Source organism: Streptomyces sp. NPDC059679 (assembly GCF_042734105.1).
GTDB lineage: Bacteria > Actinomycetota > Actinomycetes > Streptomycetales > Streptomycetaceae > Streptomyces.
Genome location: NZ_JBHWES010000049.1, coordinates 70,810 through 93,262 on the forward strand (window position 1 = coordinate 70,810; position 22,453 = coordinate 93,262).

At 70.9% G+C, this 22,453-nt stretch carries 21 protein-coding genes and 1 pseudogene; 9 read left to right on the forward strand and 13 right to left on the reverse strand.

Annotation, left to right across the window (positions count from 1 at the left end; genetic code table 11):
* Nucleotides 1-2: 2 nt before the first annotated feature.
* From ACFV2X_RS37735 to ACFV2X_RS37755, 5 genes are all read right to left on the reverse strand, one after another.
* A complete protein-coding gene (locus tag ACFV2X_RS37735) occupies nt 3-824 on the reverse strand; it encodes an ABC transporter permease (RefSeq protein ID WP_385625618.1) in 822 nt (273 codons plus the stop codon).
* Nucleotides 821-1,837 (reverse strand): ATP-binding cassette domain-containing protein, encoded by a 1,017-nt coding sequence (locus tag ACFV2X_RS37740; RefSeq protein WP_385625619.1) that lies wholly within the window; start codon nt 1,835-1,837, stop codon nt 821-823. The genes ACFV2X_RS37735 and ACFV2X_RS37740 overlap by 4 nt, the downstream gene beginning before the upstream one ends.
* Before the next feature lie 93 nt (nt 1,838-1,930).
* On the reverse strand, nt 1,931-2,608 hold the full coding sequence (locus tag ACFV2X_RS37745) for a PadR family transcriptional regulator (RefSeq protein ID WP_385625621.1): 678 nt from the start codon (nt 2,606-2,608) through the stop codon (nt 1,931-1,933).
* Nucleotides 2,609-2,774: 166 nt separating this feature from the next.
* Entirely contained in the window at nt 2,775-3,434 is a 660-nt protein-coding gene (locus ACFV2X_RS37750) for a response regulator (protein WP_385625622.1), read from the reverse strand.
* Nucleotides 3,407-4,717, reverse strand: a complete 1,311-nt coding sequence (locus ACFV2X_RS37755) for a sensor histidine kinase (protein WP_385625623.1) — start codon at nt 4,715-4,717, stop codon at nt 3,407-3,409. Before ACFV2X_RS37755 ends, ACFV2X_RS37750 begins: the two co-directional genes overlap by 28 nt.
* Nucleotides 4,718-4,850: 133 nt before the next feature.
* Here ACFV2X_RS37755 and ACFV2X_RS37760 point away from each other — a divergent pair, with 133 nt between their 5' ends.
* Nucleotides 4,851-5,609 carry an ABC transporter ATP-binding protein gene (locus tag ACFV2X_RS37760; RefSeq protein ID WP_385625625.1) on the forward strand — a complete coding sequence of 253 codons (759 nt, stop codon included), beginning with the start codon at nt 4,851-4,853 and terminating at the stop codon, nt 5,607-5,609.
* On the forward strand, nt 5,603-8,074 hold the full coding sequence (locus ACFV2X_RS37765) for an ABC transporter permease (protein WP_385625627.1): 2,472 nt from the start codon (nt 5,603-5,605) through the stop codon (nt 8,072-8,074). Before ACFV2X_RS37760 ends, ACFV2X_RS37765 begins: the two co-directional genes overlap by 7 nt.
* Before the next feature lie 86 nt (nt 8,075-8,160).
* Here the strand turns inward: ACFV2X_RS37765 and ACFV2X_RS37770 are convergent, their stop codons facing one another.
* The 3 genes from ACFV2X_RS37770 to ACFV2X_RS37780 form a co-directional block, all read right to left on the reverse strand.
* Nucleotides 8,161-8,706 (reverse strand): DinB family protein, encoded by a 546-nt coding sequence (locus tag ACFV2X_RS37770; RefSeq protein ID WP_385625629.1) that lies wholly within the window; start codon nt 8,704-8,706, stop codon nt 8,161-8,163.
* Nucleotides 8,707-8,819: 113 nt separating this feature from the next.
* Nucleotides 8,820-10,277 carry an aldehyde dehydrogenase family protein gene (locus ACFV2X_RS37775; RefSeq protein ID WP_385625630.1) on the reverse strand — a complete coding sequence of 486 codons (1,458 nt, stop codon included), beginning with the start codon at nt 10,275-10,277 and terminating at the stop codon, nt 8,820-8,822.
* 111 nt (nt 10,278-10,388) lie between these two features.
* Nucleotides 10,389-11,246 (reverse strand): helix-turn-helix domain-containing protein, encoded by an 858-nt coding sequence (locus ACFV2X_RS37780; RefSeq protein ID WP_385625632.1) that lies wholly within the window; start codon nt 11,244-11,246, stop codon nt 10,389-10,391.
* A gap of 304 nt (nt 11,247-11,550) precedes the next feature.
* Between ACFV2X_RS37780 and ACFV2X_RS37785 the strand changes: the two genes are divergently transcribed.
* Nucleotides 11,551-12,054: an ATP-binding protein gene (locus ACFV2X_RS37785; protein ID WP_385625633.1), complete on the forward strand. Its 504-nt coding sequence runs from the start codon at nt 11,551-11,553 to the stop codon at nt 12,052-12,054.
* 36 nt (nt 12,055-12,090) lie between these two features.
* Here the strand turns inward: ACFV2X_RS37785 and ACFV2X_RS37790 are convergent, their stop codons facing one another.
* On the reverse strand, nt 12,091-13,242 hold the full coding sequence (locus tag ACFV2X_RS37790) for a site-2 protease family protein (RefSeq protein WP_385625634.1): 1,152 nt from the start codon (nt 13,240-13,242) through the stop codon (nt 12,091-12,093).
* 143 nt (nt 13,243-13,385) lie between these two features.
* Nucleotides 13,386-13,610, reverse strand: a complete 225-nt coding sequence (locus ACFV2X_RS37795) for a DUF397 domain-containing protein (RefSeq protein WP_358638915.1) — start codon at nt 13,608-13,610, stop codon at nt 13,386-13,388.
* Between the two features lie 546 nt (nt 13,611-14,156).
* On the opposite strand from ACFV2X_RS37795, the gene ACFV2X_RS37800 reads away from it, so the two are divergent.
* The 6 genes from ACFV2X_RS37800 to ACFV2X_RS37825 all read left to right on the forward strand — a co-directional run bounded on the left by ACFV2X_RS37800 (nt 14,157) and on the right by ACFV2X_RS37825 (nt 19,937).
* Nucleotides 14,157-15,878 carry a bifunctional 3'-5' exonuclease/DNA polymerase gene (locus tag ACFV2X_RS37800; protein WP_385625635.1) on the forward strand — a complete coding sequence of 574 codons (1,722 nt, stop codon included), beginning with the start codon at nt 14,157-14,159 and terminating at the stop codon, nt 15,876-15,878.
* Between the two features lie 244 nt (nt 15,879-16,122).
* Nucleotides 16,123-17,151, forward strand: a complete 1,029-nt coding sequence (locus ACFV2X_RS37805; RefSeq protein WP_385625637.1) for a rod shape-determining protein — start codon at nt 16,123-16,125, stop codon at nt 17,149-17,151.
* A gap of 215 nt (nt 17,152-17,366) precedes the next feature.
* Entirely contained in the window at nt 17,367-17,960 is a 594-nt protein-coding gene (locus tag ACFV2X_RS37810; RefSeq protein ID WP_358638917.1) for a sigma-70 family RNA polymerase sigma factor, read from the forward strand.
* Nucleotides 17,957-18,769: a zf-HC2 domain-containing protein gene (locus tag ACFV2X_RS37815; protein WP_385625639.1), complete on the forward strand. Its 813-nt coding sequence runs from the start codon at nt 17,957-17,959 to the stop codon at nt 18,767-18,769. Before ACFV2X_RS37810 ends, ACFV2X_RS37815 begins: the two co-directional genes overlap by 4 nt.
* A gap of 143 nt (nt 18,770-18,912) precedes the next feature.
* Nucleotides 18,913-19,479, forward strand: coding sequence for an RNA polymerase sigma factor (locus ACFV2X_RS37820; RefSeq protein ID WP_385625640.1), 567 nt, complete (start codon nt 18,913-18,915; stop codon nt 19,477-19,479).
* The gene (locus ACFV2X_RS37825; protein ID WP_385625642.1) at nt 19,476-19,937 is read left to right on the forward strand and encodes an anti-sigma factor family protein; all 462 of its coding nucleotides are present in this window, start codon (nt 19,476-19,478) and stop codon (nt 19,935-19,937) included. Before ACFV2X_RS37820 ends, ACFV2X_RS37825 begins: the two co-directional genes overlap by 4 nt.
* Nucleotides 19,938-19,974: 37 nt before the next feature.
* On the opposite strand, the pseudogene ACFV2X_RS37830 reads toward ACFV2X_RS37825, so the two are convergent.
* From ACFV2X_RS37830 to ACFV2X_RS37840, 3 genes and pseudogenes are all read right to left on the reverse strand, one after another.
* Nucleotides 19,975-20,430, reverse strand: a pseudogene (locus tag ACFV2X_RS37830) (signal peptidase II); the annotation flags it as partial.
* A 236-nt stretch (nt 20,431-20,666) separates the two neighbouring features.
* Nucleotides 20,667-21,944 (reverse strand): glycoside hydrolase family 5 protein, encoded by a 1,278-nt coding sequence (locus ACFV2X_RS37835; protein ID WP_385625644.1) that lies wholly within the window; start codon nt 21,942-21,944, stop codon nt 20,667-20,669.
* An 8-nt stretch (nt 21,945-21,952) separates the two neighbouring features.
* Nucleotides 21,953-22,300 (reverse strand): response regulator transcription factor, encoded by a 348-nt coding sequence (locus tag ACFV2X_RS37840; RefSeq protein ID WP_089512741.1) that lies wholly within the window; start codon nt 22,298-22,300, stop codon nt 21,953-21,955.
* Between the last annotated feature and the right edge of the window lie 153 nt (nt 22,301-22,453).

The window sequence follows — 22,453 nt, forward strand, 5'->3', positions numbered from 1 at the left end:
TTTCAGCGGCTGAGGCGCTGGTAACGGCCCACGGCGAGGGGGAAGAAGACCGCGAGCAGCACCAGCGGCCAGCAGACGGCGAGCAGTTGGGCGTGGTCCGCGGGCCAGGAACCGCCGCCCTGGCCAGGTCGCCCGAACAGCTCGCGGACCGCGGTGGCCGTCGCCGACATCGGGTTCCAGTCCGCGATCGCGCCGAGCCAGCCCGGCATGGACTCGGGCGAGGCGAAGACGTTCGACAGAAATCCGATGGGCCAGATCAGGACCTGCACCGCCTGCACCATCTCGGGGCGGCCGGCCACCATGGCGAGGTGGATACCGAGCCACAGCATGGAAAAGCGCAGCAGGAGCAGCAGCCCGACCGCGGCGACCGCCTCCCCGGGGCCACCGTGCCAGCGCCAGCCCATCGCGAACCCGGCCCCGATGAGGATCAGCAGACCCAGCGCCGACTGGAGCATGTCCAGGACGCTGCGGCCGACCAGCACCGCCGAGGGGGCGATCGGCATGGACCGGAAGCGGTCGATGACGCCCTTGTTGAGGTCCTGGGTCACGGCGATCATCGTGGACTCGAGGCCGAACGCCATGGTCAGCGTCAGCATGCCCGGCACCAGGTACTCCTTGTAGTCGCCACCGCCCGGGACGGTCATACCGCCGCCGAGGAAGTAGGCGAACATCAGCAGCAGCATCACCGGGAAGACCAGGCCGACCGCCAACTGGGCGGGCTGCCGCGCCCAGTGGGCGAGGCCGCGCCGGGTCATGGTCCATGAGTCGGTGGCCGCCCGGCCGAGCCGGCTCCGGGCGGCCGCGGGGTATGTCGCGGTGGTCATACGGCCGCGCCCTCCTCGATGTTCTTGGTGTCCGTGGCTTTGGTGTCGGTGGTGCCGGCGCGCTCCCCGGTGAGATGCAGAAAGACCTCGTCGAGGGTGGGGCGGCGCAGCGCGATGTCCTCCGCCTCGATCCGGGCCGTCGCCAGGGCCCGTACGGTCCCGGTGAGCGCGGTCATCCGATCGGCGACCGGCACGCTGATCCGCCGGCTGTCGGGGTCGGTCTCGACGGCGCGGGCGCGGGCCGCGGTGGCGATCAGGGAGGCGGCGGCGTCCAGTTGACCGGTGTGGCGCACCACCACCTCGATCCGGTCCCCGCCGAGCCGGGCCTTGAGCTCATCGGCCGTGCCTTCCGCGATCACCCGGCCGGTGTCGATCACGGAGATACGGTCCGCCAACTGGTCGGCCTCCTCCAGGTACTGGGTGGTGAGCAGCACGGTGGTGCCGCCGCCGACCAGCGACCGGACCGCGGCCCACACCTCGGCGCGGCCCCGCGGATCGAGCCCGGTGGTCGGCTCGTCCAGGAACAGCACCCGGGGCCGGGTGATCAGACCGGCCGCCAGGTCGAGCCTGCGCCGCATGCCTCCGCTGTACTGGCCGACCGGTTTACGGCCGGTGCCGGTGAGGCCGAACCGCTCCAGCAGCTCGTCCGCACGGCGCGCGGCTCCCCGGGCTCCCAGGTGGTAGAGGCGGCCGAACATCTCCAGGTTCTGCCGCCCGCTCAGACCCTCGTCAAGAGCCGCGTGCTGGCCCAGGAGCCCGATGCGGTAGCGGACCTCGTCGGGGTGGCGCCGCACATCGAATCCGGCGACCTCCGCCCGCCCGCCGTCGTGGCGCAGCAGCGTGGACAGGATCCGTACGGAGGTGGTCTTGCCCGCGCCATTGGGCCCCAGCAGGGCGTGGACCATGCCGTACGGAACGATCAGGTCGAGCCCGGCGAGCGCCGCCCGGCCCCGATATGCCTTCCGCAGCCCCTCGACGACGATGGCGGGTTGGTTGCTGACGCTGTCGGCCAAGGTCTTCTCCTCTCCCCTCAGTAGCGCAGTAATCAAATTTGACTACTGCGCGGCGGGAAAGATACTGCCCGAATGGGGCCTAGTCAAACTTGATTAGTGGCCGTGCTGCTCAGCCTCGGTATCGCCCTCGCCACTCGGCAGCGCGTATGGCCCCTCGGCGCCGACCGCGCTCTCCACACCGTCCATCAGCACATCGACCGAGCGCTTCCCCTCACCGGCCATCACATACGCCCCGCCTTCAAGCCGCTCGATCAACCCGCGTGTCCACTGCGCCCCGCTGTCGGCCGAGTGCACCCAGAGCTTCATCGTCTCGCCGATATGGCCCCATGCGTCGGGGGTGGCCTCCGGCGGCATCCAGTGCGCGGTGACCGCGGACCGCCACTCCTCCAGGGCCGCGACCCGCTCCTTCAGCAGGGAGATCGCCTCGGCACGCGGAAGGTCGACGATAAAGCCCACCCCGGCCGTCAGCTCGTCGATCTTCTGGTCATGGCGGACCAATGACTCGCGGAGCAGCCGGAAGTACTCCTCCTCCCCCGCCTCGGTCAGCTCGTACTCGGTGCGCGGCGGTCCGCCGACCGTGCTCGGCGCGACGTCATGAGCGACCATCAGGCCTTGTTTGGCCATCTGCTTGAGCGCGTGGTAGATCGATCCGGGCTTGGCGTTGGACCACTCGTGGGCGCCCCAGAACTCCAGGTCGTTACGGACCTGGTAGCCATGGGCCCGCCCATGCTGACGCACCGCCCCCAGCACCAGCAGCCGGATCGCTGACATCGCCCGTCTTCTCTCCCTCCCGGACCCTCCGAGGGCCCGCCGCTGTCCAGGCTAGACGGCCTTCTCCCGGCCATGGTCAGCCCCATCCCGCCGGTAGCCGATCCTCTCCCCCCTGCCACAGCCCAGTCCCCGCAGCTTTTGGGGAGACAGGACCTGGAGGCAGGGCCTACGCCCGGAGGAACGTCAGGACCGCGAGGACGCGACGGTGGGTGTCCTCGCCAGGGGGCAGATCGAGCTTGCCCAGGATGTTGCCGATGTGCTTGCCCACCGCGGCCTCGGAGACGACCAGCTCACGGGCGATGGCCGCATTGGACTTGCCCTCGGCCACCAGGGCCAGCACCTCCCGCTCACGCGAGGTGAGGCGGCCCAGGGGGTCGCGCCGGCGGCGGAACAGCTGGCGCACGACCTCCGGGTCGACGACCGTGCCGCCGTCGGCCACCCGGCGCAGCGCGTCCATGAACTCCTCGACCTGCCCGACCCGGTCCTTGAGCAGATAGCCCACCGCCGTGCCGTCGCCGGAGTCCAGCAGCTCGGTCGCATAGGTCCGCTGCACATACTGGCTCAGCACCAGGATCGGCAGCCCCGGCCGCTCCTTGCGCAGGGCGACCGCCGCCCGCAGCCCCTCGTCGCTCTGCCCCGGCGGCATCCGTACATCGGTGACCACCAGGTCCGGGGAGTGTTCGGCGACCGCCTCCCGCAGCGCGGGAGCGTTGCCGACGGCCGCGGCGACCTCGTGCCCGAAGCGGGCCAGCAGCCCCACCAGCCCCTCACGCAGCAGCACGCTGTCCTCGGCCAGGACTAGCCGAAGACTTCGATCGGCTCGCACGGTATCTCCACGCTCAGAATCGTCGGCCCGCCGGGCGGGCTGGAAAGCCTCAGTGTCCCATCGAGCGCCGCCACCCGGTCCGACAGCCCGGTCAGCCCGCTGCCTCCTGCCCGGCCTCCCGAGCCGCCCGGCAGCAGGACCGCGCCACCCACCCCGTCGTCCAGGACGGTTACGAACAGCGAGCCCTCCCGTATCTCGGCCCCGACCTCGGCCAGCCCCGCCGCGCTGTGCTTGGCGACATTGGCCAGCGCCTCGCAGACCACGAAGTACGCGGCCTTCTCGACCGGTTCGGGCAGCCGCCCCAGCCCTGAGGCATTCACCAGCACGGGGACCGGCGAACGGTCGGCGGCGTCCCCCAGCGCCGCCTCCAGGCCCCGGTCGGCCAGCACCTGGGGGTGTATTCCATGAATCAACTCCCTCAGCTCCGCCAGCACCTTGCCCGCCTCGCCATGCGCCTTGGCGAGCTGGTCGGCCAGCGGCCCCGGCGGGGCGTCCAGCCGCGCCAGACCCAGCGTCATGGTCAGCGCCACCAGCCGCTGCTGGGCGCCGTCGTGCAGATCCCGCTCTATGCGCCGGCGCTCCGCCTCGAAGGCATGCACCAGCCGGGCCCGCGACCGGGCCACCTCGCCGAGCTCTTCGCGCAGCTCGCCTTCGGGACCCACGAGGAGCAGATGGGCGAACGCGGCGCGCACCGCGGCGAAGACACCCAGGCCGTAGAGGCCAACCGGCAAGAGCAGCACCCCCGCCAGGGACCACGCGGACGCCTCGGGATAGGAGGTGACCGACCAGTACTTGAGGGCCTGGGCCTGGCCGTCGCCGTCCAGGGCCAGCAGTATCGGAGTGGCCATCATCGCCAAGGACGCCCCCAGCGCCCCCAGCAGGGCCAACGCGTCCGCCATCCACAGGCCGAAGGCGAACAGCACCGTGTACGCCAGCTCGTACCAGGTCGTCCGCTCCTGATACCGCACGCGCGCCCAGGCGAGGAGCCCCGGCTCGTCCGGTGTGCGGTGCGGGTTACGGGCCGGGCTGTTGTCCACCAGCCGCAGCCGGCGGCGCTCGATCGCGCCGACCGGCACCCCGGCCAGCCCCAGCGCGACCAGCACCGGCAGCCCGATCACCAGTATCGTCAACGCCCCGCCGACCAGGGCGACGGCGACGATGCCGAGCAGCGCGAGCGCCCCGACGGGCGCGCTGCTCATCAGATACAGCACCGCGCGCCAGGGCCAGGCGGATCGCAGATAGCCGGGCTGATACAGCGCCTGCCGGACATTTCGTGTGGACATGCAAGAACGGTACGGTCCGGCACCCCCTCGCCACAGTCGGTCCAGTAGGCGTCTTGGGGGTATGGCTGGCCATACCCCGGAACTATGCCCAGTGGTCGTGAACGGGCGGGCCGGGGCCGGTTGTCTGGAAGGCATGACACGAACTGACCTGGACACCGCGGCGGTCCGGCTCTCGCGGGTGAGCCGGCGCTATGACGCAGGCTCCGGCGCGGACGGGGTGACGGCGCTCGACGACGTCAGCCTCTCCTTTCCCGCGGGGAGCTTCACCGCGGTCATGGGCCCCTCCGGCTCCGGCAAGTCCACGCTTCTGCAGTGCGCGGCGGGCCTGGACCGGCCCGACTCCGGCTCGGTGTCGATCGGCGGCACCCCGTTGGAGGGGCTGAGCCAGACCCGGCTGACGCGGCTGCGCCGGGAGCGGATCGGCTTCGTCTTCCAGTCCTTCAATCTGCTGCCCTCGCTGACCGCCGCGCAGAACGTGGCCCTGCCGCTGCGGCTGGCCGGCCGCGCCCCCGCGCGCGCGGAGATACAGGGGGCGCTGGCCCGGGTGGGGCTGGCGGACCGGGCCGGACACCGCCCCAGTCAGCTGTCGGGCGGCCAGCAGCAGCGGGTGGCGCTCGCCCGCGCCCTGATCACCCGGCCCCAGGTGCTGTTCGGCGATGAGCCGACCGGCGCCCTGGACTCCGCCACCAGCCGCGATGTCCTGCGGCTGCTCCGGGAGCTGGTCGATGCCGAGCGGCAGACCGTCGTCATGGTCACCCATGACCCGGTGGCCGCCTCGTATGCCGACCGGGTGGTCTTCCTCGTCGACGGGCGGGTGAGCGGAGAACTCCAGCGGCCGACCGCCGAGCAGGTGTCCGCCCGGATGACGCGGCTGGAGACGGTCCCGTGCTGAGGATGACGCTCGGCGGCCTGCGGACCCGATGGATCACACTCGTCGGCACGTTCGTCGCGCTGGGCCTCGGGGTCGCGCTGATCGCCACCATGTGCCTGGCCCTGGCCTCCACGCTGGAGGCCCCCCGGCGGGGCCCGGAGCGGTTCGCCGCCGCGCCCGTGGTGGTGCGCGGCGCCGACACCCTCACCGTTCCCGTACGACGCGGCCCGGACACCGAGAAGGTGTCGGCGCCGCTGGCCCATCCCCGCCCGGTGCCGCCTGAGCTGGTGGCCCGGCTCGGGCGGCTGGGCCCCGTGACACCGGACCGCACCTTCCCCGTGCGCTCGGCCGCGCTCCCCCAGGGCGCCGTCGGCCACCCCTGGTCCGCCGCGGCCTTCACCCCGTACCGGCTGACTGCCGGGCGGGCGCCGCAGAAGGCCGGGGAGGTGGTCGTCGCGGGGAGCGAGGTGAGGGTCGGCGACCGGATCCGCGTGGGGACCGCCTCGGGGGACAAGACCCGTGTCGTGGTGGGCACGGTCCCCGGGTCGGCCTTCGAGAGCGCGGTGTTCTTCACCGACGGCGAGGCCGCCCGCCTCTCGCCCCGGATCGACGCGCTGGTGGTGCGCGCCCCAGCCGCCGAAGTGCGCGAGGCGGTGGCGGACACCGCCGGGGTGCAGGTCCTCACCGGCGCGGACCGGCGGCGGGCCGACCCCGACCCGGACCGCGACAGCCGGGCCCTGCTCACGGTCAACGCGCTGCTCGGCACGGCGGCCGGGGTGACCGGCTTCGTCTCCGTCTTCGTGGTCGCCTCCACCTTCGCCTTCGCGGTGGCCCAGCGGCGCCGGGAGTTCGGCCTGCTGCGCATGGCGGGCGCCACCCCCGGCCAGCTCAGACGGGTGGTCCTCGCGGAGGCCGCGGTCGTGGGGGTGCTCGCCTCGGCCGCGGGCTGCGCGCTGGGGACCTGGGGCGCGCCATGGCTCGCGCGCCGGCTGGTGGAGGGCGGGGTGGCGCCCGAATGGTTCACCGTCGACGGTCACTTCTGGCCGCTTCCCGTGGCCTTCTCGACCGGCCTGCTGGTGGCGCTCGCGGGGGTGTGGGCCGCGGCGCGGCGCGCCGGGCGGGTCGAGCCGGCCGAGGCGCTGCGCGAGGCCGCCGTGGACAGCCGGACCATGCCGGTCACCCGACGGCTGCTGGGCGCCGGGCTGCTGCTGGCCGGGGTGGCGACGCTGGGGTGGACGCTGGCCGACGATCCGGGAGAACTGCTCAAGCGGAAGACCTACACCACCGAGCCCATGGTGCTGATCACCGCGGTCGGCCTGCTGGCGCCCTTGCTGGTACGGCCGGTGGTGCGGGCGCTGGGCCACCTGCCGGCCCGGCTGCCCGGTGCGACGGGGATCCTGGCCCGGGAAAGCGCCTCGGCCGGGGTGCGGCGGACCGCGTCCGTCGCCGCGCCGGTGCTGATCGCTGTCGCGCTCACCGGATCCCTGCTGGGCGCGGCCGCGACGGTGAGCCAGGCGAAGGCGGCCGAACTGCGCGCCCAGACCCGCGCCGACTTCGTGGTCACCGCGGGGGCGGGCTCCGAGGGGCTGAGCGCGAGCGCGGTGCGGCGGGTGTCCGATGTCCCTGGAGCGCTGGTGTCCGCGTCCGCGACCACCGCCGTGTTCTCCCGTGACGGAGAGTCGGCGCTGGTCAAGTCGGCGGCGCGGGCGGTGGATCCGGCGCGGCTCGCGGCCGTCGGGCGGCTGCCCGTGGTCTCCGGCTCGGTCCGTGACCTGGACGACCGGGGCATCGTGGTGAACGAGGAATGGGAGCGGCCCACAGTCGGCCGCCGGGTCGCCGTCTGGCTGGGCGACGGCCGGAAGGCGACGCTGCGGATCGTCGCGGTCCTGCGGACCGGCACCGGCGACAACGGCGCGTATGTCACCTGGCGGAACGCGCGCGGCGCCGCGGTGGACCGGATCGAGGTGCGGCTGCGGCCCGGGGCCGACGCGGCCGGCGTCGCCGAGGAGTTGCGAGCGGCGGTGCGGTCGGAGGGCGGGAGGGTGCTCACCCGGGACGCCTGGGTGGCGGCCGTCCATCCCCGGACGAGTCCGCAGACCCGGCTGGGCCTGCTGGTGGTGGTCGGCATCGCCCTGGTCTACGCGGGCATTGCGCTCGCCGGGACGCTGGTCATGGCCACCTCCGACCGAATACCCGAGCTGAGGGCTCTGCGGCTCGCCGGGGCCACCACCTTCCAGGTGCTGCGGGCCGTGGCGGCGGAGGGGCTGCTGACCGTGGCCGTGGGCGCGCTGCTCGGGGCGGCGGTGGCCGGGGTCCAACTGCTCGGTCTGTGGGGTGCGCTGGGTCGGCTGTCGGTCCCGGCCTCGCTCGCGGTGCCCTGGGGCGAGGTAGGCGCGGCGGTGGCCGCCTGCGCGCTGCTGGCGGTGGTCTCCTCAGTCCTGCCCGCTTGGTGCGCGCTGCGGCCCCGGCTCACCCCGCGGCGGTGAACCGGTCGCCTGCCTGATCTGCCTGAGCGACTATCCCCGATCGGCTCCCCCGACCAGCTGCCCCCGACCAGCTACGGCCCCGTCGGCTACCGCTCCGCTGCGGTCGCGGCGATGAGCTCGAAGGCCGTCTTGCCGTCGATGGTCTCGCGGACGATGTCGGCGTGGCCGGCGTGGCGGCCGATCTCCTGGATCAAGGTGAGCAGGAGAAAGCGCATGGAGCGCACACTGCCTTCGGGGAACCACGGCGCCGGGGGCAGCGGGAAGGTTCCGTTCAGGTCGGGCAGCGAACGTATGAACTTCTCGGTCTCGGCCGCCACCCCGTCCCAGAAGGCGAGCACGTCCTTGACCGTCGCCCGCCCCTCCTCGGGCTCGAAGCTCAGGTGAAAGTTGGAGTGGTCGCGCGGGATGGAGTGCGGCACCTGCTTGGCGTCCTCGACCCATGCCTGCTCAACCTCGGCGACGTGCTTGAGCACGCCGAACAGCGACAGCTCGCTGGCGGACGGCTTGAGGAGCGCCTGCTCGTCGGTGAGGCCGTGCAGCGTCCGACGGACGGCGCCGCGCTGGGCGTCGAGGAAGCCCAGAAGGGCTCCGGCCTCGTCGCCGTGGGCTTCCTGGTTCACCAGAGTGGGCATGGGTCCGCCTTCCGTCGGTCCTTCGGGAATTCCGTCTCCCGATGTCTCCGACACTACGGCCCCTTGCGGTCAGCCTCTGTCCTCAACGACACGTCAACCAACCGCACCGCGGCTCAGAACGGGAACTGACTGCGTCCGTACTGAACGGAGATCCACTTGGTGGTGGTGAAGTCCTCGACGAAGGAGTCGCCGTTGAGCCGTCCGAGCCCGGAGTTCCCCTCTCCGCCGAAGGGCACGATCGGCTCGTCGTGGACCGTGCTGTCGTTGACGTGGATCATGCCGGTGCGCACGCGCTTGGCGAAGCTCACCCCGCGCTCGATGTCGCCGGTGTGCACGGCGCCGCTCAGCCCGTACTCCGTGGCGTTGGCGAGCCGGATGGCGTCCTCGTCCCCGTCGAAGGGGATCAGCAGGACCACCGGGCCGAAGATCTCCTGGCTCAGGATCGCGGCGTCCTCCGCGACCCCGGTGAGCACGCTGGGGGCGACGAGGGTGCCCTCGGCCCGCCCGCGCACCAGCGCGGTGGCGCCCTCGGCGACGGCCTGGTCGACGAGAGAGCTGATGGCCTCGGCCTGGCCCTCGTTGATCAGCGGGCCGATATGCGTCGTCAGGTCGCTCGGGTCGCCGACCCTCAGCGACTCGACCTTGGCCACGAACTTCTCGGTGAACTCGCGCTCGATCCGGCGGTCCACGAGCACCCGGTTCGCGGCCATACAGACCTGGCCCTGGTGGACGAAGCGGCTGAAGACGGCGGCGTTCACCGCGTAGTCCACATCGGCGTCGTCGAGGACGACCAGGGCGCTGTTGCCGCCCAGTTCCAGGATGGAGCGCTTGAAGTGGGAGGCCGCGACGGTGGCGACATGGCGGCCGACCTTGTCCGAGCCGGTGAAGGAGATGACCTTCGGCACCGGGTGCTCGATCAGGGCGTCGCCGATCTCGGCGATGTCGGTGACCACCACATTGAGCAGCCCGGCGGGCAGCCCGGCGTCCTCGAAGACCTTGGCGACCAGCCCGCCACCGCAGATCGGAGTGTTCTGATGCGGTTTGAGCACGACGGAGTTGCCGAGCGCGAGCGCCGGGGCGACCGACTTGATCGACAGCAGGAAGGGGAAGTTGAACGGGCTGATGACCCCGACCACACCGACCGGCAGCCGGTAGAGGCGGTTCTCCTTGCCGTCGACCGGCGAGGGCAGGATGCGCCCCTCGGGCCGCAGCGCCAGCTGGATCGCCTCGCGAAGGAACTCCTTGGCGAGGTGCAGTTCGAACCCCGCCTTCACATGCGTGCCACCGCACTCCGCGATGATCGCCTCCGTGAGCTCCTTCTCACGGTCCTCGATGATCCGCAGGGCCCGCTCGAAGACCAGGCGCCGGGTGTACGGATTGGTACCGCCCCACTCCGGCTGCGCCCGCTCGGCGGCGCGGTAGGCCAGGTCGATCTCCTGGACGGTGGCCACGGTGATGGAGGCGAGCTTCTCCCCGTTATAGGGGTTGAAATCGACGATGTCCCAGGAACCGCTGCCGGTCCGCCACTCACCATCGATGTACTGAAAGGCCAGCTCGGAGAAGTAGGACATGCCATCCCTATCTGGAGGACGGGGTGCCGTTCAACGACACCGCGTACGCGTGGGGGATTGCTGACAGAACATGCATTGCTGACAGAACGTCATCTTACTGGCGTGTCAAGGTCATTGAAGGAGGCCCCGCAGCAAGTCACGGCTCTTTCCCACGGACAGGCTGTCCTCGCTCAGCCGCTCCAACACCCGCCGGTACTGCCCCACTTCCTCGGGTTTGTCGAGGTAGAGCGCGCTGGTGAGCTGTTCCAGATAGACGATGTCCGGCAGGTCGGACTCGGGAAAGCGCAGCAGGGTGAACGCACCGCTCTCCCCGGCGTGTCCGCCGAAGGAGAAGGGCATCACCTGAAGCGTGACATTGGGCTGCTCGGAGACCGTGATGAGGTGCTGGATCTGGGCCCGCATCACGGCCTGTCCGCCGTAGGGCCGATGCAGCGCCGCCTCGTCGATCACCACCTGGAAGGCCGGCCCCCGCTCGGAGACCAGCAGCTTCTGCCGCTCCAGCCGCAGCGCGACCCGGCGGTCCACCTCGGAGTGGCAGGCCTGCGGCTGACCGCGGGTGACGACGGCGTGGGCATAGCCCTCGGTCTGCAGCAGACCATGCACGAACTGCACCTCGTAGCAGGAGATATGCGAGGCGGCGCCCTCCAGACCGACATAGGTCTGGAACCAGCTCGGCAGGACATCGCCGTAACTGTGCCACCAGCCCGCGACATTGGCCTCGCGGGCCAGGCCCAGCAGGGACGCGCGCTCGGTCTCGTCCGTGACCCCGTAGAGCGTGAGCAGGTCCTCGATGTCGCGCGCCTTGAAGCTCACCCGGCCCAACTCCATCCGGCTGATCTTGGATTCGGAGGCCCGGATGGAATAACCAGCCGCTTCCCGCGTGATACCACGGGACTCGCGCAACCGCCTGAGCTGAGAGCCCAGGAGAATCCGGCGCACCACCGATCCGCTCGACTCGCTAGCGCTCATGTCTGCGACCCTCCCTGTACGGAACGCACCCTTCCGAAGGCGACCCCCGCAGCCCTGAGGCCGAAGTCTGCCACTATTCGGGCTCCGCCCTGTGCACATGTCGTTACTCAAGTGTGAGACGTACGCAAGAGGACGTAGGGAGAATCTGTGTCGAAGTTGGGTACATAGCCCCAAAAAATCTGCGTGCACGTGCATCTGCCCTTGCATCCGTTGTGCGCATTCGGAACCATAGGTCTTGCGCACGTGCAAGCTCGTACGAGATCTGGCCAGGATTCGTCAGGGCCACGGATGCAGGAGTGCTCGCATGGGGACCGAAGGCTCGACCATGCTGGAGCCCGTGTGGCTGGGGCTCCCCTCGATCGACGCCCCCGGCGTCGCCGGTTCCGCCTCCTGCTCGCTGCCCACCCGCTTCGAAGCGGTCCAAGGAGCCCGGCGGTTCACCGGGGCCACGCTCGCACAGTGGGAACTCCCGGAGATGTTCGACGAGGTCGCCCTGGTCGTCTCCGAGCTGGTCACCAACGCCCTGCGCCATGCCTGCCCCGGCGTCCGCGCGGACGGCCCGCCCGGCACGGAGGCCGAGGCGCAGGTGCGGCTGCACCTGATGCGCTGGCGCTCACGCCTGGTGTGCGCGGTGCGGGACCCGAGCGAGAGGAGCCCGGTGGCCGGCGAGGCCGACTTCAGCCAGGAGTCCGGAAGAGGGCTCTATCTCGTGGAGTCCTTCACCGACGACTGGGGCTGGCATCCGCTGGCCGGGACGCTGCGCGGCAAGGTCGTCTGGGCGCTGTTCCTGCTGCCGCGACCGCGCTAGGTGTCGCGACCGCGCCAGGCGTTTCGTCCCGACCACTCATAGGGGGCTGGACTTCGGCGGGGTCGCCGTTGCTTCCAGCGCATGCAGCTGAAAGAGCCGCGTCACATCGTGGGCGGTGACGATCCCCTCCAGATGGCCATGGTCGACGACCAGGATCGGCATACCGCCCCCGGGCCGCGCCCCCCGGTCCATGACCTCGTTCAGAAGATCGCCCGGTACGGCGAGCGTGCACCTGGAGAGCGGCGTGGCCACATCGCGTACCCGCTGCATCCCCCGGTTCCCGGACGGCACCGCCGCGAGGCCGCGCAGACTCACCAGCCCGCTCGGCCGGCCCTCGAAGTCGAGGACCGGCAGCACCGAATGCCGGGCCGGCGCCGCCACCTCGTCGATGAAGCGGTCCACGGTCAGCCAGTCGGCCCCGGCGGCCACCGGATGGGACATGGCATCGGCCACCCGCACCCCGCGCAGGGTCTCGGTGAGGGTGGCGTGCTGCCGCTCCGCGTTGGCGATGATCACCATGAAGAGACCGATGAGCGAGAACCACAAACCGCCCGTGGCCCCGCGGATGAACGCCACCCAGCCAAAGGCGATCATCGCCATGCCGAAGATCTGGCCGCTGCGGCCCGCCGCCCGCTCGGCCCGCTCCCGGTCCCCCGTGCGCCACCACATCACCGCCTGGACCACCCGCCCCCCGTCCAGCGGCGCGGCGGGCAGCAGATTGAAGACGCCCAGCAGCAGATTGGCCCACCCCAACCACAGCAGCAGCGCCGCGGGTATCCCCCAGCCGATCAGGCCGTGTGCCCCGATGCCCGCCCCGATCGCGGCGCCCCCGATCACCAGGCTGGTGATCGGGCCGCTGACGGCCACCAGCAGCGCCACGCCCGCGGTCCGTGGCCGTCCCATCTTGGTCATGCCGCCCAGCGCCCACAGCGTCACGTCCTCGACCGAGACGCCCTTCCTGCGGGCGGTGACCGCGTGCGCGGCCTCGTGCAGCAGCAGGCTCCCCATCAGCAGCGCCGCCCCGATCACGCTGGCGGCGGCGTAGACGACGTTCGAATGGCCCGGGGTCCAGGCCGGGAGCGTCTCATGGCCCAGGCCGTAGGCGAGCAGGGCCACCAGCACCGGGACGCTCCAGTGCATCCGCAGTGGCACTCCGAGAACATGTCCGACGCGCATCGACCCGTTCATAGCCGTATCTCCCCAGCCGTCTCATCCAGCCGGGCATCGCACCCACCTACCAGTGTCGCTCACCGCGGCGGGGCCCGAACGGGCCGAATCAGACTGGGCCGAATCAGACCGGCACGGGCCAGGCCGGTTCAGGCCGGGACAGATCAGGCCAGGTCGCGCACCAAGTGGTCGAATTCGCCGTCCTTGATGCCGAGCAGCATCGCCTCGACCTCGGCCGGGGTGTAGATGAGGGCCGGGCCGTCCGGGTAGCGGGAGTTCCGTACGGCGACATGTCCGCCCGGCAGCTTGGCGAACTCCACACACGAGCCCTGGGAATTGCTGTGGCTGCTCTTCTGCCAGGCGGCCTCTTGCAGGTCCGCGGCCGCCATGCCGTTGTACGGGTGGTCGCGCACAGGGCTCTCCACTGGTTAGTACAGCTGTCAACTGCCCCGGATCATAACGTTGTTGGGCTGCAAATGCATGAGCATTCGAACGAGCAAATGCATTCGCATATGCACCAGCAGATGCACGTGCACCATGTGTATCCAGACGATCACCCGATGATCACCGGGAAGCGTAGGGCAACGGCGATCCGTACGGTCGACACATACGGTCGATAGAGGTGACGCAGGAGACGCCCGACAGGTTCTCCCACATCCGGAAATTCTTCCGGATTACGTCATTCCGGGCATGGCATTCAAAAACCGCCGCATATACACGATCTCCCGGACACGGTCTCGCTGTAGTACCCGGCGTAGCGGATGATCGTCGGGTCCGCGCCCGCGGGTCATCGACGGCTCCAAGGTTCGATATTTCGAATATCATTCGTCACTCCGGACGGAAAGTAGGGATGCCGCGCCTCAGGGTCACCCCCTTTCACAGCCGTGGCCCCACCTCCGCCGGTTTTGTCAGACCCCCCTGTCACACTCACCAACATGAGATGGGCGCTGGCTGAGACGGGCGACGGGGGCGCTCGTCTCTGCCCGCTGGACCCCGCGGGGCGGGCCGCCGGTCCGATCGTCGAGATCACGGCCGCGGCCGGGGGCGCCGTCGAGGCCGTACGGTCCCGGCCCGACGTCGAGCGCTGGGTGTGGCGGTCGACCGCCGAGCTCTACCCGCGACTCCTCGCCGCGGGCGTCCGCGTCGAGCGGTGCTACGACCTGGAGGCCGCCGAGGCCCTGCTGCTCGGCCACGAAGGGCGGTGCGGCGAGCCGCGTTCGCTGGCCGCCGCATGGGCGCGGCTGCGCCGGCTGCCGGTCCCCGAGGACCCGCCGGTGCGGGCTGCCGAGACACAGCCGTCGCTCTTCGAGCCCGGCCCGGTGCCGCTGCCGCCCGGCACCGACCCCCTCGACGCGCTGCTGGCGGTCTACGCCGGACAGCTGACCCGTACGGAGGCGGCCGAACACCCCGGCCGGATGCGGCTGCTGACCGCGGCCGAGTCGGCCGGGACGCTGGTGGCGGCCGAGCTGCGCCGGGCCGGGGTGCCCTGGCGGGCCGACCGCCACCGCGAGCTGCTGGACGAACTGCTCGGCGAGCGTTACCCGGGCGGTCTGGAACCGCAGCGGCTGGCCGAGCTGGCCGACGAGGTGTCCCGCGCTTTCGGAGGCGTACGGGTGCGGCCCGATCTGCCGGCCGAGGTCCTCAAGGCGTTCGCGCGCGCGGGCATCTCGCTCAGCTCCACCCGCGCCTGGGAGCTGCGGGACATCGACCACCCCGCCGTGGAGCCGCTGCTGCGCTACAAGAAGCTCTACCGTCTGCACACCGCGCACGGCTGGGCGTGGCTGCAGTCCTGGGTGCGGGACGGCCGCTTCCGCCCCGAGTATGTGCCCGGCGGCACGGTCTCCGGCCGCTGGACCACCAACGGCGGCGGGGCGCTGCAGATCCCCAAGGTGGTGCGGCGGGCGGTGGTCGCCGACGAGGGGTGGCGGCTGGTGGTCGCCGACGCCGACCAGATAGAGCCACGTGTCCTGGCGGCCGTCTCCCGCGATCCGGGCCTGATGGAGATAGCGGGCAGCGGGCGGGATCTGTACGCGACGCTGTCCGACCGCGCCTTCTCCGGCCGGCGCGACCAGGCCAAGCTCGCGCTCCTCGGCGCGATCTACGGCCAGACCTCGGGCGACGGTCTCAAGCACCTCGCCGCCCTGCGGCGACGCTTCCCGGCGGCCGTGGCGTACGTGGACGAGGCGGCCCGGGCCGGTGAGGAGGGGCGGCTGGTGCGCACCTGGCTGGGCCGCACCTGCCCGCCCGCCTCCGCGGGCGGCGACCCGGCCGACGAAGCGGGCCTGCCGCGCGACCAGGACGAGGAGCCGACGTACGGCAGTACGGCCGGCGCCCGCGCCCGCGGGCGGTTCACCCGTAACTTCGTCGTCCAGGGCAGCGCCGCCGACTGGGCGGTGCTGGTGCTCGCCGCGCTGCGGCAGTCGCTGGCCGGGGCGGGGCTCCGCGCTGAGCTGGTGTTCTTCCAGCACGACGAGGTCATCGTGCACTGCCCGGCCGAGGAGGTCCCGCAGGTGCGGCAGGCGATCGCGGCGGCGGGCGAGACGGCGGGGCGGATCGCCTTCGGCGAGACGCCCGTGCGGTTCTCGCTCACCGCGGCCGCCGTGGAGTGCTACGCCGACGCCAAGGACAACCCGGACGTCGGCGAGTACGCCGAATAACCGACGAGTACGGCGAATAAGCCGCGTGGGCCGGATACGCCGAATAGGCCGAGTAATCGGATCGGTCGGCAGCGGCGAGGGCCGTTCCTCGCCCGACCGGCGCAGCACCGCAGGCGAGGCGGGCGGTCCGGCCCACACGATGATCACAGGGCCGCCGGGCCGACGGCCCCACCACCCCGCCCGCACGGGAAACCTGACCGCACGGGAGACCCGACCACACAGGAGACCTTGCAGGAGGCCTGACATGACCATCAGCCTCGATCGGTTGCGCCGCTGCTCCATCGCCGTCGACCTCGGCGCCGCGAGGACCCGGGTCTATCTCAGGCGCACCGGCCTCGTCGTCGACGAGCCGAGCGTCGCCGCAGTGAACACCCGCACCGGGGGGCTGATCGCGGTGGGGGCGCTCGCCGAGCGGATGATGGGCCGCACCCCCGACCATATCCGGGTCGTACGGCCCGTATCCGGCGGCCGCGTCGTCGACATCGCCATGGCCCAGCGCATGTTGCGGTTCCTCGTCGGCAACAAGGTACGCCGGGCCTGGCGGCGCAAGCCGCTGCTGAGCGCCGCCGTGTGCGTCCCGCACGACGCGGACCCGCTGGCGGAGCGCGCCGCCGTCGAGACGCTGACCGGGCTCGGCGCCCGGCGGGTGGAGCTGGTCGACACACTGATCGCCGCCGCCGTGGGCTGCGGTCTGCCGGTCGAACGGCCCGAGGCGACGATGATCGTGGTGTGCGGGGCGGCCGCCACCCAGGTCGCGGTGTTGTCGCTGGGCTCGATCGTCTCCGCCGAGCAGGTGGCGGTCGGCGGGGAGACGATCGACCACGCCCTCGTCCAACATATGCGCAACGAGCATGCGTTGATGCTTCCGAGCCAGGCCGTCCGCCCGCTGCACCAGGCCCTGAGCGGCACGGGCGCGGCCACGGACGACACCGAGGTGCACGGCCGCGACGTGGCCACCGGACTCGCCCGCTCGGTGCAGATCGACGTCGAGGGCATCCGGGCCGTGGTGCAGACCCCGCTGACCGGGGTGCTCGACGCGGTCGGCACGGTGCTCCGCCGCTGCCCGCCCGATCTGGTCGCCGACCTCGCGGAGCGCGGCATCATGCTGGCGGGTGGAAGCGCGGGGCTCCCCGGTTTCGACGATCTCCTGCGGGAGGCGACCGGTATGCCGCTGCATATCGCCGAACACCCCGACACCTGCGCGGTCGAGGGGCTTGGCGCGATGATCGAGGGCTCGGTGCGGCCCGTCGTCCTCGACCCCCTGGCCTCCTGAAGGCCACGACAGCGCAGCCTGCCGACCACGGCAGCACAGCCCTGAGGACCCGTTCGGCAGAGCCCGACGGCCGGTGCGGAACGGCGGCGTCCGCGGCCGCTTCAAGAAACTTCGCCACGAGTTGAGCGGCGTTCCCGCCCCGTCCGTAGTGATGGAGGAAGAGGCCGTCCGGGCCACACAACCCCCGGCCAACACACCGGGAGTGTCTGCTGATGATGTCCAACTCGGGTTCCGTCCTGGAGGTTCTGGTGCGCGACGACGCCGCCGTGACCGATACACATCGGTCGAGATCCCAGCGCGGTACGCCGGACGAGGAGCTGATGCGCGCGCTCTACCAGGAGCACGCCGGACCGCTGCTCGCCTTCGTACTGCGCCTGGTGGCAGGCGACCGGCACCGGGCCGAGGACGTCGTCCAGGAAACCCTCGTCCGCGCCTGGCGCAACGCCGACCAGCTCAGCAGGGCCACCGGCTCGATCCGGCCCTGGCTCGTCACCGTGGCCCGGCGGATCGTCATCGACGGACACCGCAGCCGCCAGGCCCGTCCGCAGGAAGTCGACCCCTCCCCGCTGGAGCTCATGCCCGCCGAGGACGAGATCGACCGGGCCCTGCGGCTGATGACCCTCTCGGACGCGATGCACGACCTCAGCGACGCGCACCGCGAGGTGCTCGTCGAGACGTACTTCAAGGGCCGCACGGTCAACGAGGCGGCCCAGACGCTCGGCATACCCAGCGGGACCGTGCGGTCCCGGGTCTTCTACGCGCTGCGCTCCATGAAGCTCGCGCTTGAGGAAAGAGGAGTGACGGCATGACCGCGCAGGCGCACCACGCCGGGCACGACGCCGTCGGCGCGTACGTACTCGGCGTGCTCGACGACGCGGACGCCACGTACTTCGAGCAGCACCTGGCCGGTTGTGACGACTGCGGACGCCGACTCGACGAGCTGGCAGGGCTGGAGCCCATGCTGGCGGAGCTGGCCTCCGGCGTCCCCGGCATCCACGGCGCCCCCGGCCGGCCCGGGCTCACAGGCGTCCCGCACTCCTTCACCGCCACCCCCAACGGCATCGACACGCTCACCGCGCGACCCGGCCCCGGGCTGCTGGACAACATGATCGGCGAGGTCGCCGTGGTCCGGCGCAAGCGGCGCCGCCGGCACCTCTCCCTGGTGGCCGCGGCCGCTGTGCTGATCATCGGCGGACCGCTCGGCGCGGTGGCGCTCACCTCCGACGACGGCTCGAACACGGTCATCAGCGCCGAGACCACCGCGAGCAAGACCTTCGAAGCGATGCCCACCAAGGTCCAGGCCACCGACCCGGACACCAAGGTGAACGCCACGATCGCGCTGAAGGACAAGATGTGGGGCACCGACGCCATGCTGCGGCTGAAGAACGTCAAGGGCCCCCTGGCGTGCAGCATGATCGCGGTCTCCAAGAGCGGTGAGAAGCAGGTCATGACGACCTGGTCGGTGCCGCCTCAGGGGTACGGCATCGCGGACAGCCCGGACAAGAGCGCCCAGGCTCCCCTGTTCACCCAGGGCGGCTCGGCCTTCAAGGCGGCCGACATCGACCACTTCGAGATCCGCACGCTCGACGGAAAGCTCCTGGTCTCCGTGAAGGCCTGAGCCCTGGCAGCCTCCTCCCTCACCCCCCACCCCCACCATCACTCGAACCGCCGATCACGGCGTGCGCCGATGTGTGCGCGGTGTTACACAGAGTGTGACAGTCGTCACCGCGTCCCGGGGGGTCAGGATCCGAGGAGGCACCCGTGGCTGACCCGGACGCCCGTCAAGAGCGCATGTTCGCCCAGTACGTGCTGCCCGAGGTGGAGGTGCTGCTGCGGGTGGCGATGTCGCTGACCGCGCAGCCCGCCGATGCCGAGGACCTGGTGCAGGACACCCTGCTCAGGGCCTACCGGGCGGTCGGCCGGTTCGACGGCCGCCATCCGCGCGCCTGGCTGCTGACGATCATGCGGCATGCGGAGGTGAGCCGGCGCCGGCAGCGCAGACCGCGTCTGCTCGACGACCCGGACACCGAACTCGACCGGCTCGCGTCCGCTCCGGGCGCGACACCCGCCGCCTCGGGCGCGACACCCGAGGAACTGGTGGTCGACACGGCCTTCGACGAGGCCGTGGACGCCGCGTTCACCGCGCTGCCGCTGCGCGATCAGCAGGTGGTGCGGCTGGTGCATGTGGACGGGCTGTCGTACGCGGAGGCCGCGCAGGTGCTGGGCGTGCCCAAGGGGACGGTGATGAGCCGACTGCACCGGGCGCGCAAGCGGATCCGGGATCGATTGGTGGCCGCGGGACCTCAAGGACAGCGAGGTGGGGCATGAGCAGCAGGTGGTGGATGTGGTGGCGGAGCACCGAGCGCCAAGAGGCCAGGGAGTGTCTTGCGGACGGCGCTGAGCTCCAGTCGTATCTGGACGGTGAGCTGGACGGGCCGGCCGCGCGCCGGGTCCGGGCGCATGTGGCACGGTGCCACCGCTGCGCCCGGGAGCTGGCCGCGTATCAGCGGATCACGAACGCGCTGACCTCCCGCGGGGCCCGCGAGGGCCCGGACGAAGCGGCGCTCGGACGGCTGCGCGACCTCGTGGGCTCCCTCGACTCCTTCGTGGACCCGGCCGGAAGCCGGGCCGAGGAGCGGCCCCAGGACCGGACCCCGGACCAACCTCAGAACCAGCCCCAGAACCGGATCCAGGACGAGGTTCCGGACCTGGCGCCCGAAGAGGCGTCGCTGCCGCCCGGAGAGCCGGACGCCAGTGAGAGCGCGGTCCCCAAAGCGGGAGCGTGAGGTCGCGCAGCAGAACGTCGCGCAGCAAAACAAGGCCGATCAGACAGGCGCCGACCGCCAGGGCGGCGTCGGCGAGATTGAACACCGGGCCGCGGGCCGTGACCATGATCCAGTCGATGACCGCGCCCCGCAGCGGCCCGGGGTGTCGTACGGCCCGGTCGGCGCCGTTGCCGAGCGCGCCCCCGGCGATCAGCCCGAGCGCCAGCGCCCGGGTCCGGCTGCGGACCCGCAGCCCCGCGCCCGCGGCGGCCAGTGTCGCGACCGCCCCGACGAGGGTGATCAGCACGATCAGCAGGGGCCGGCCCCGCCCAAGGCCGAAGGCCACCCCGGTGTTGCGCACCAGCAGGGTGTGCACCGGCCCGAACGCGCCCTGCGGCCCCACGGTGCCGTCGAGGGCCGCCACCGCCCATGCCTTGCTCACCTGGTCGGCCGCCACCACCGCGAATACGGCCAGCGGGAAGAGTACGCGGCCGGTGCGCTGCTGGGGCTTCATCGTCGGCCTCCTCGCGGCCGGCCTCCTCGCGCCTTCGGGGTCGGCGCGGAAAGCGGGCCCGGACAGGAAACCCGGCGAGGTGACGTATCGCTTCCGCCTGGACCCGCGTTTTTGCCGAGGCCGCGCTTCTTTGCCGTACGCGGGCCCGTACCCGGGTACGACGGAGGGCCCGCAGGCGGCATTGCCTGCGGGCCCTCGCTGTCCACCGCCGGGGTGCGGCGGCCGTACCGAAGGGGTTACTCCGACGTCTTCCCCTTCGCCGACAGAAGCGGCGTCTGGTACTTGGACAGCATCTTCATCTTGTTCTTGTCGACCGTCTTCCAGTCGTTGTTGAGGACACCACCGGTGTCACCCGAGTTCGGGTTCAGGGACCAGTAGGTGTAGCTGATCTGGTTCTTCTTGAGGTAGTCCATCAGGGCGTTCTGCCACACGGCCTCGGAGCTCTTGCCCGCGGTCTTGCGGCCACCGAACTCACCGAGCAGCACCGGAGCGATGTTCTGCTTCTTGATGTAGGCCCAGTGCTTCTGCCAGATCGCCGGCATGTTCTTCGGGAAGTCCTTGGCCATGAACCAGTTCTGGTTGTACACACCCGGGCCGTAGTCGTGCGCCGAGTAGACGACCTTGTTGGGCTCCTTCAGCTTGACCGGGTACTTCTTCACACCCTGGAGGTCGCCGCCCCACCAGAACTGCTCGTTCTTGTGACGGTCGGTGCCCTCGACGAAGATCAGCCAGTTTTTGTTGACGGCGTGGATCGCGTTACCGGCCTTCTCGGCCGCCAGGCGCCAGTCGGTCTTCGGGTTGCCGTCGCCCCACGTGGCCTGGCCACGCGGCTCATTGTGCAGGTCGGCGCCGATCACCCGGGGGTTGTCCTTGTAGCGCTTGGCCAGCTGGGTCCAGTCGTCCAGCCACTGCTTCTCGGTGAGGTTCTGGCTGTACCACAGCTCGCTCTGGCCGTACTGGTCAGGACGGTGCTGGTCCAGGATCACCATCATGCCGCGGTCGGTGGCACCCTTGACGATCTTGTCCATGATCTGCTGACCGGTGAGGCCCTTGAGGTCCGGGTTCTGCTTGAAGTCGATCCCGTTGGGCTTGCTCTTGGCCGCGAACATCTCGTTGGAGTACGGCAGCCGGATCGTGTTGAAGCCGTTGTGCGCGATCTGGTCGAGCATGCTCTTCCAGCTACGGGTCCACAGGCCGTGCGGCGCGAAGCTGCCGGTCTCGGCACCGAACCAGTTGATACCGGTCAGCACGACCTTGTGCCCCTTGGAGTCCACGATGTCGCCACCGCGGGTGGACAGCGGACCGTCGACGGCCCCGCCCTTGGCCGTCGCGGCCGAGGCGGAAGAGCCGGACGAACCAGAATCGGAATCGGAATTCAGAGCGAACGCGGTCACGGTGCCACCGATGGCAGCAGCCACGACAACTCCGGCCGCGATACCGACACGCAGCCGGTAGGAACGCGGCCCACGCTTCGACTCGGCGGTCTCGGAAACGGTCGGAACGTTGTTGTCCATGGGGGAATTCATTCGGTGAGACTCCTGAGAAATTGGGGGATGGCTGTTTTCAGGACGCTGGGGGTATTCGTCGGAGGGTCCAGACATTCCACTCGCGGGTCGGAGACTGCGGTCAGCCGGACTAGCCGCGCGCGAGGAAGGAGATCTGCGACCAACAGGTCGAGTCGGAGCCATTTCCAGCTCGACTTGTCCACGTCGATGAGCACCACATCCGGCTGCCTCCGCTCGGCCAGCGAAATTGCTTCACGGACCGATCTGGCGGCGCCGACAAGTTCCAGTCCGGGTGTTTCGTCGACCAGGTCGGCGATCGCACTCGAAACCAGATGGTGGTGCTCCACGACGAGAACTCTTTTCATCGGTGGAGCTCCTTCAGGCGGCTTTCCCTTTCGCTCAACGACATTAGGGAATCCACCGGGGCCGAATCACCGTACACACGACTGAAATCTCGCTACCTCAATTGCGGGAATGCCGGGCACGCCAAACGGCCGAATTCCGCCTACCTCGATTGC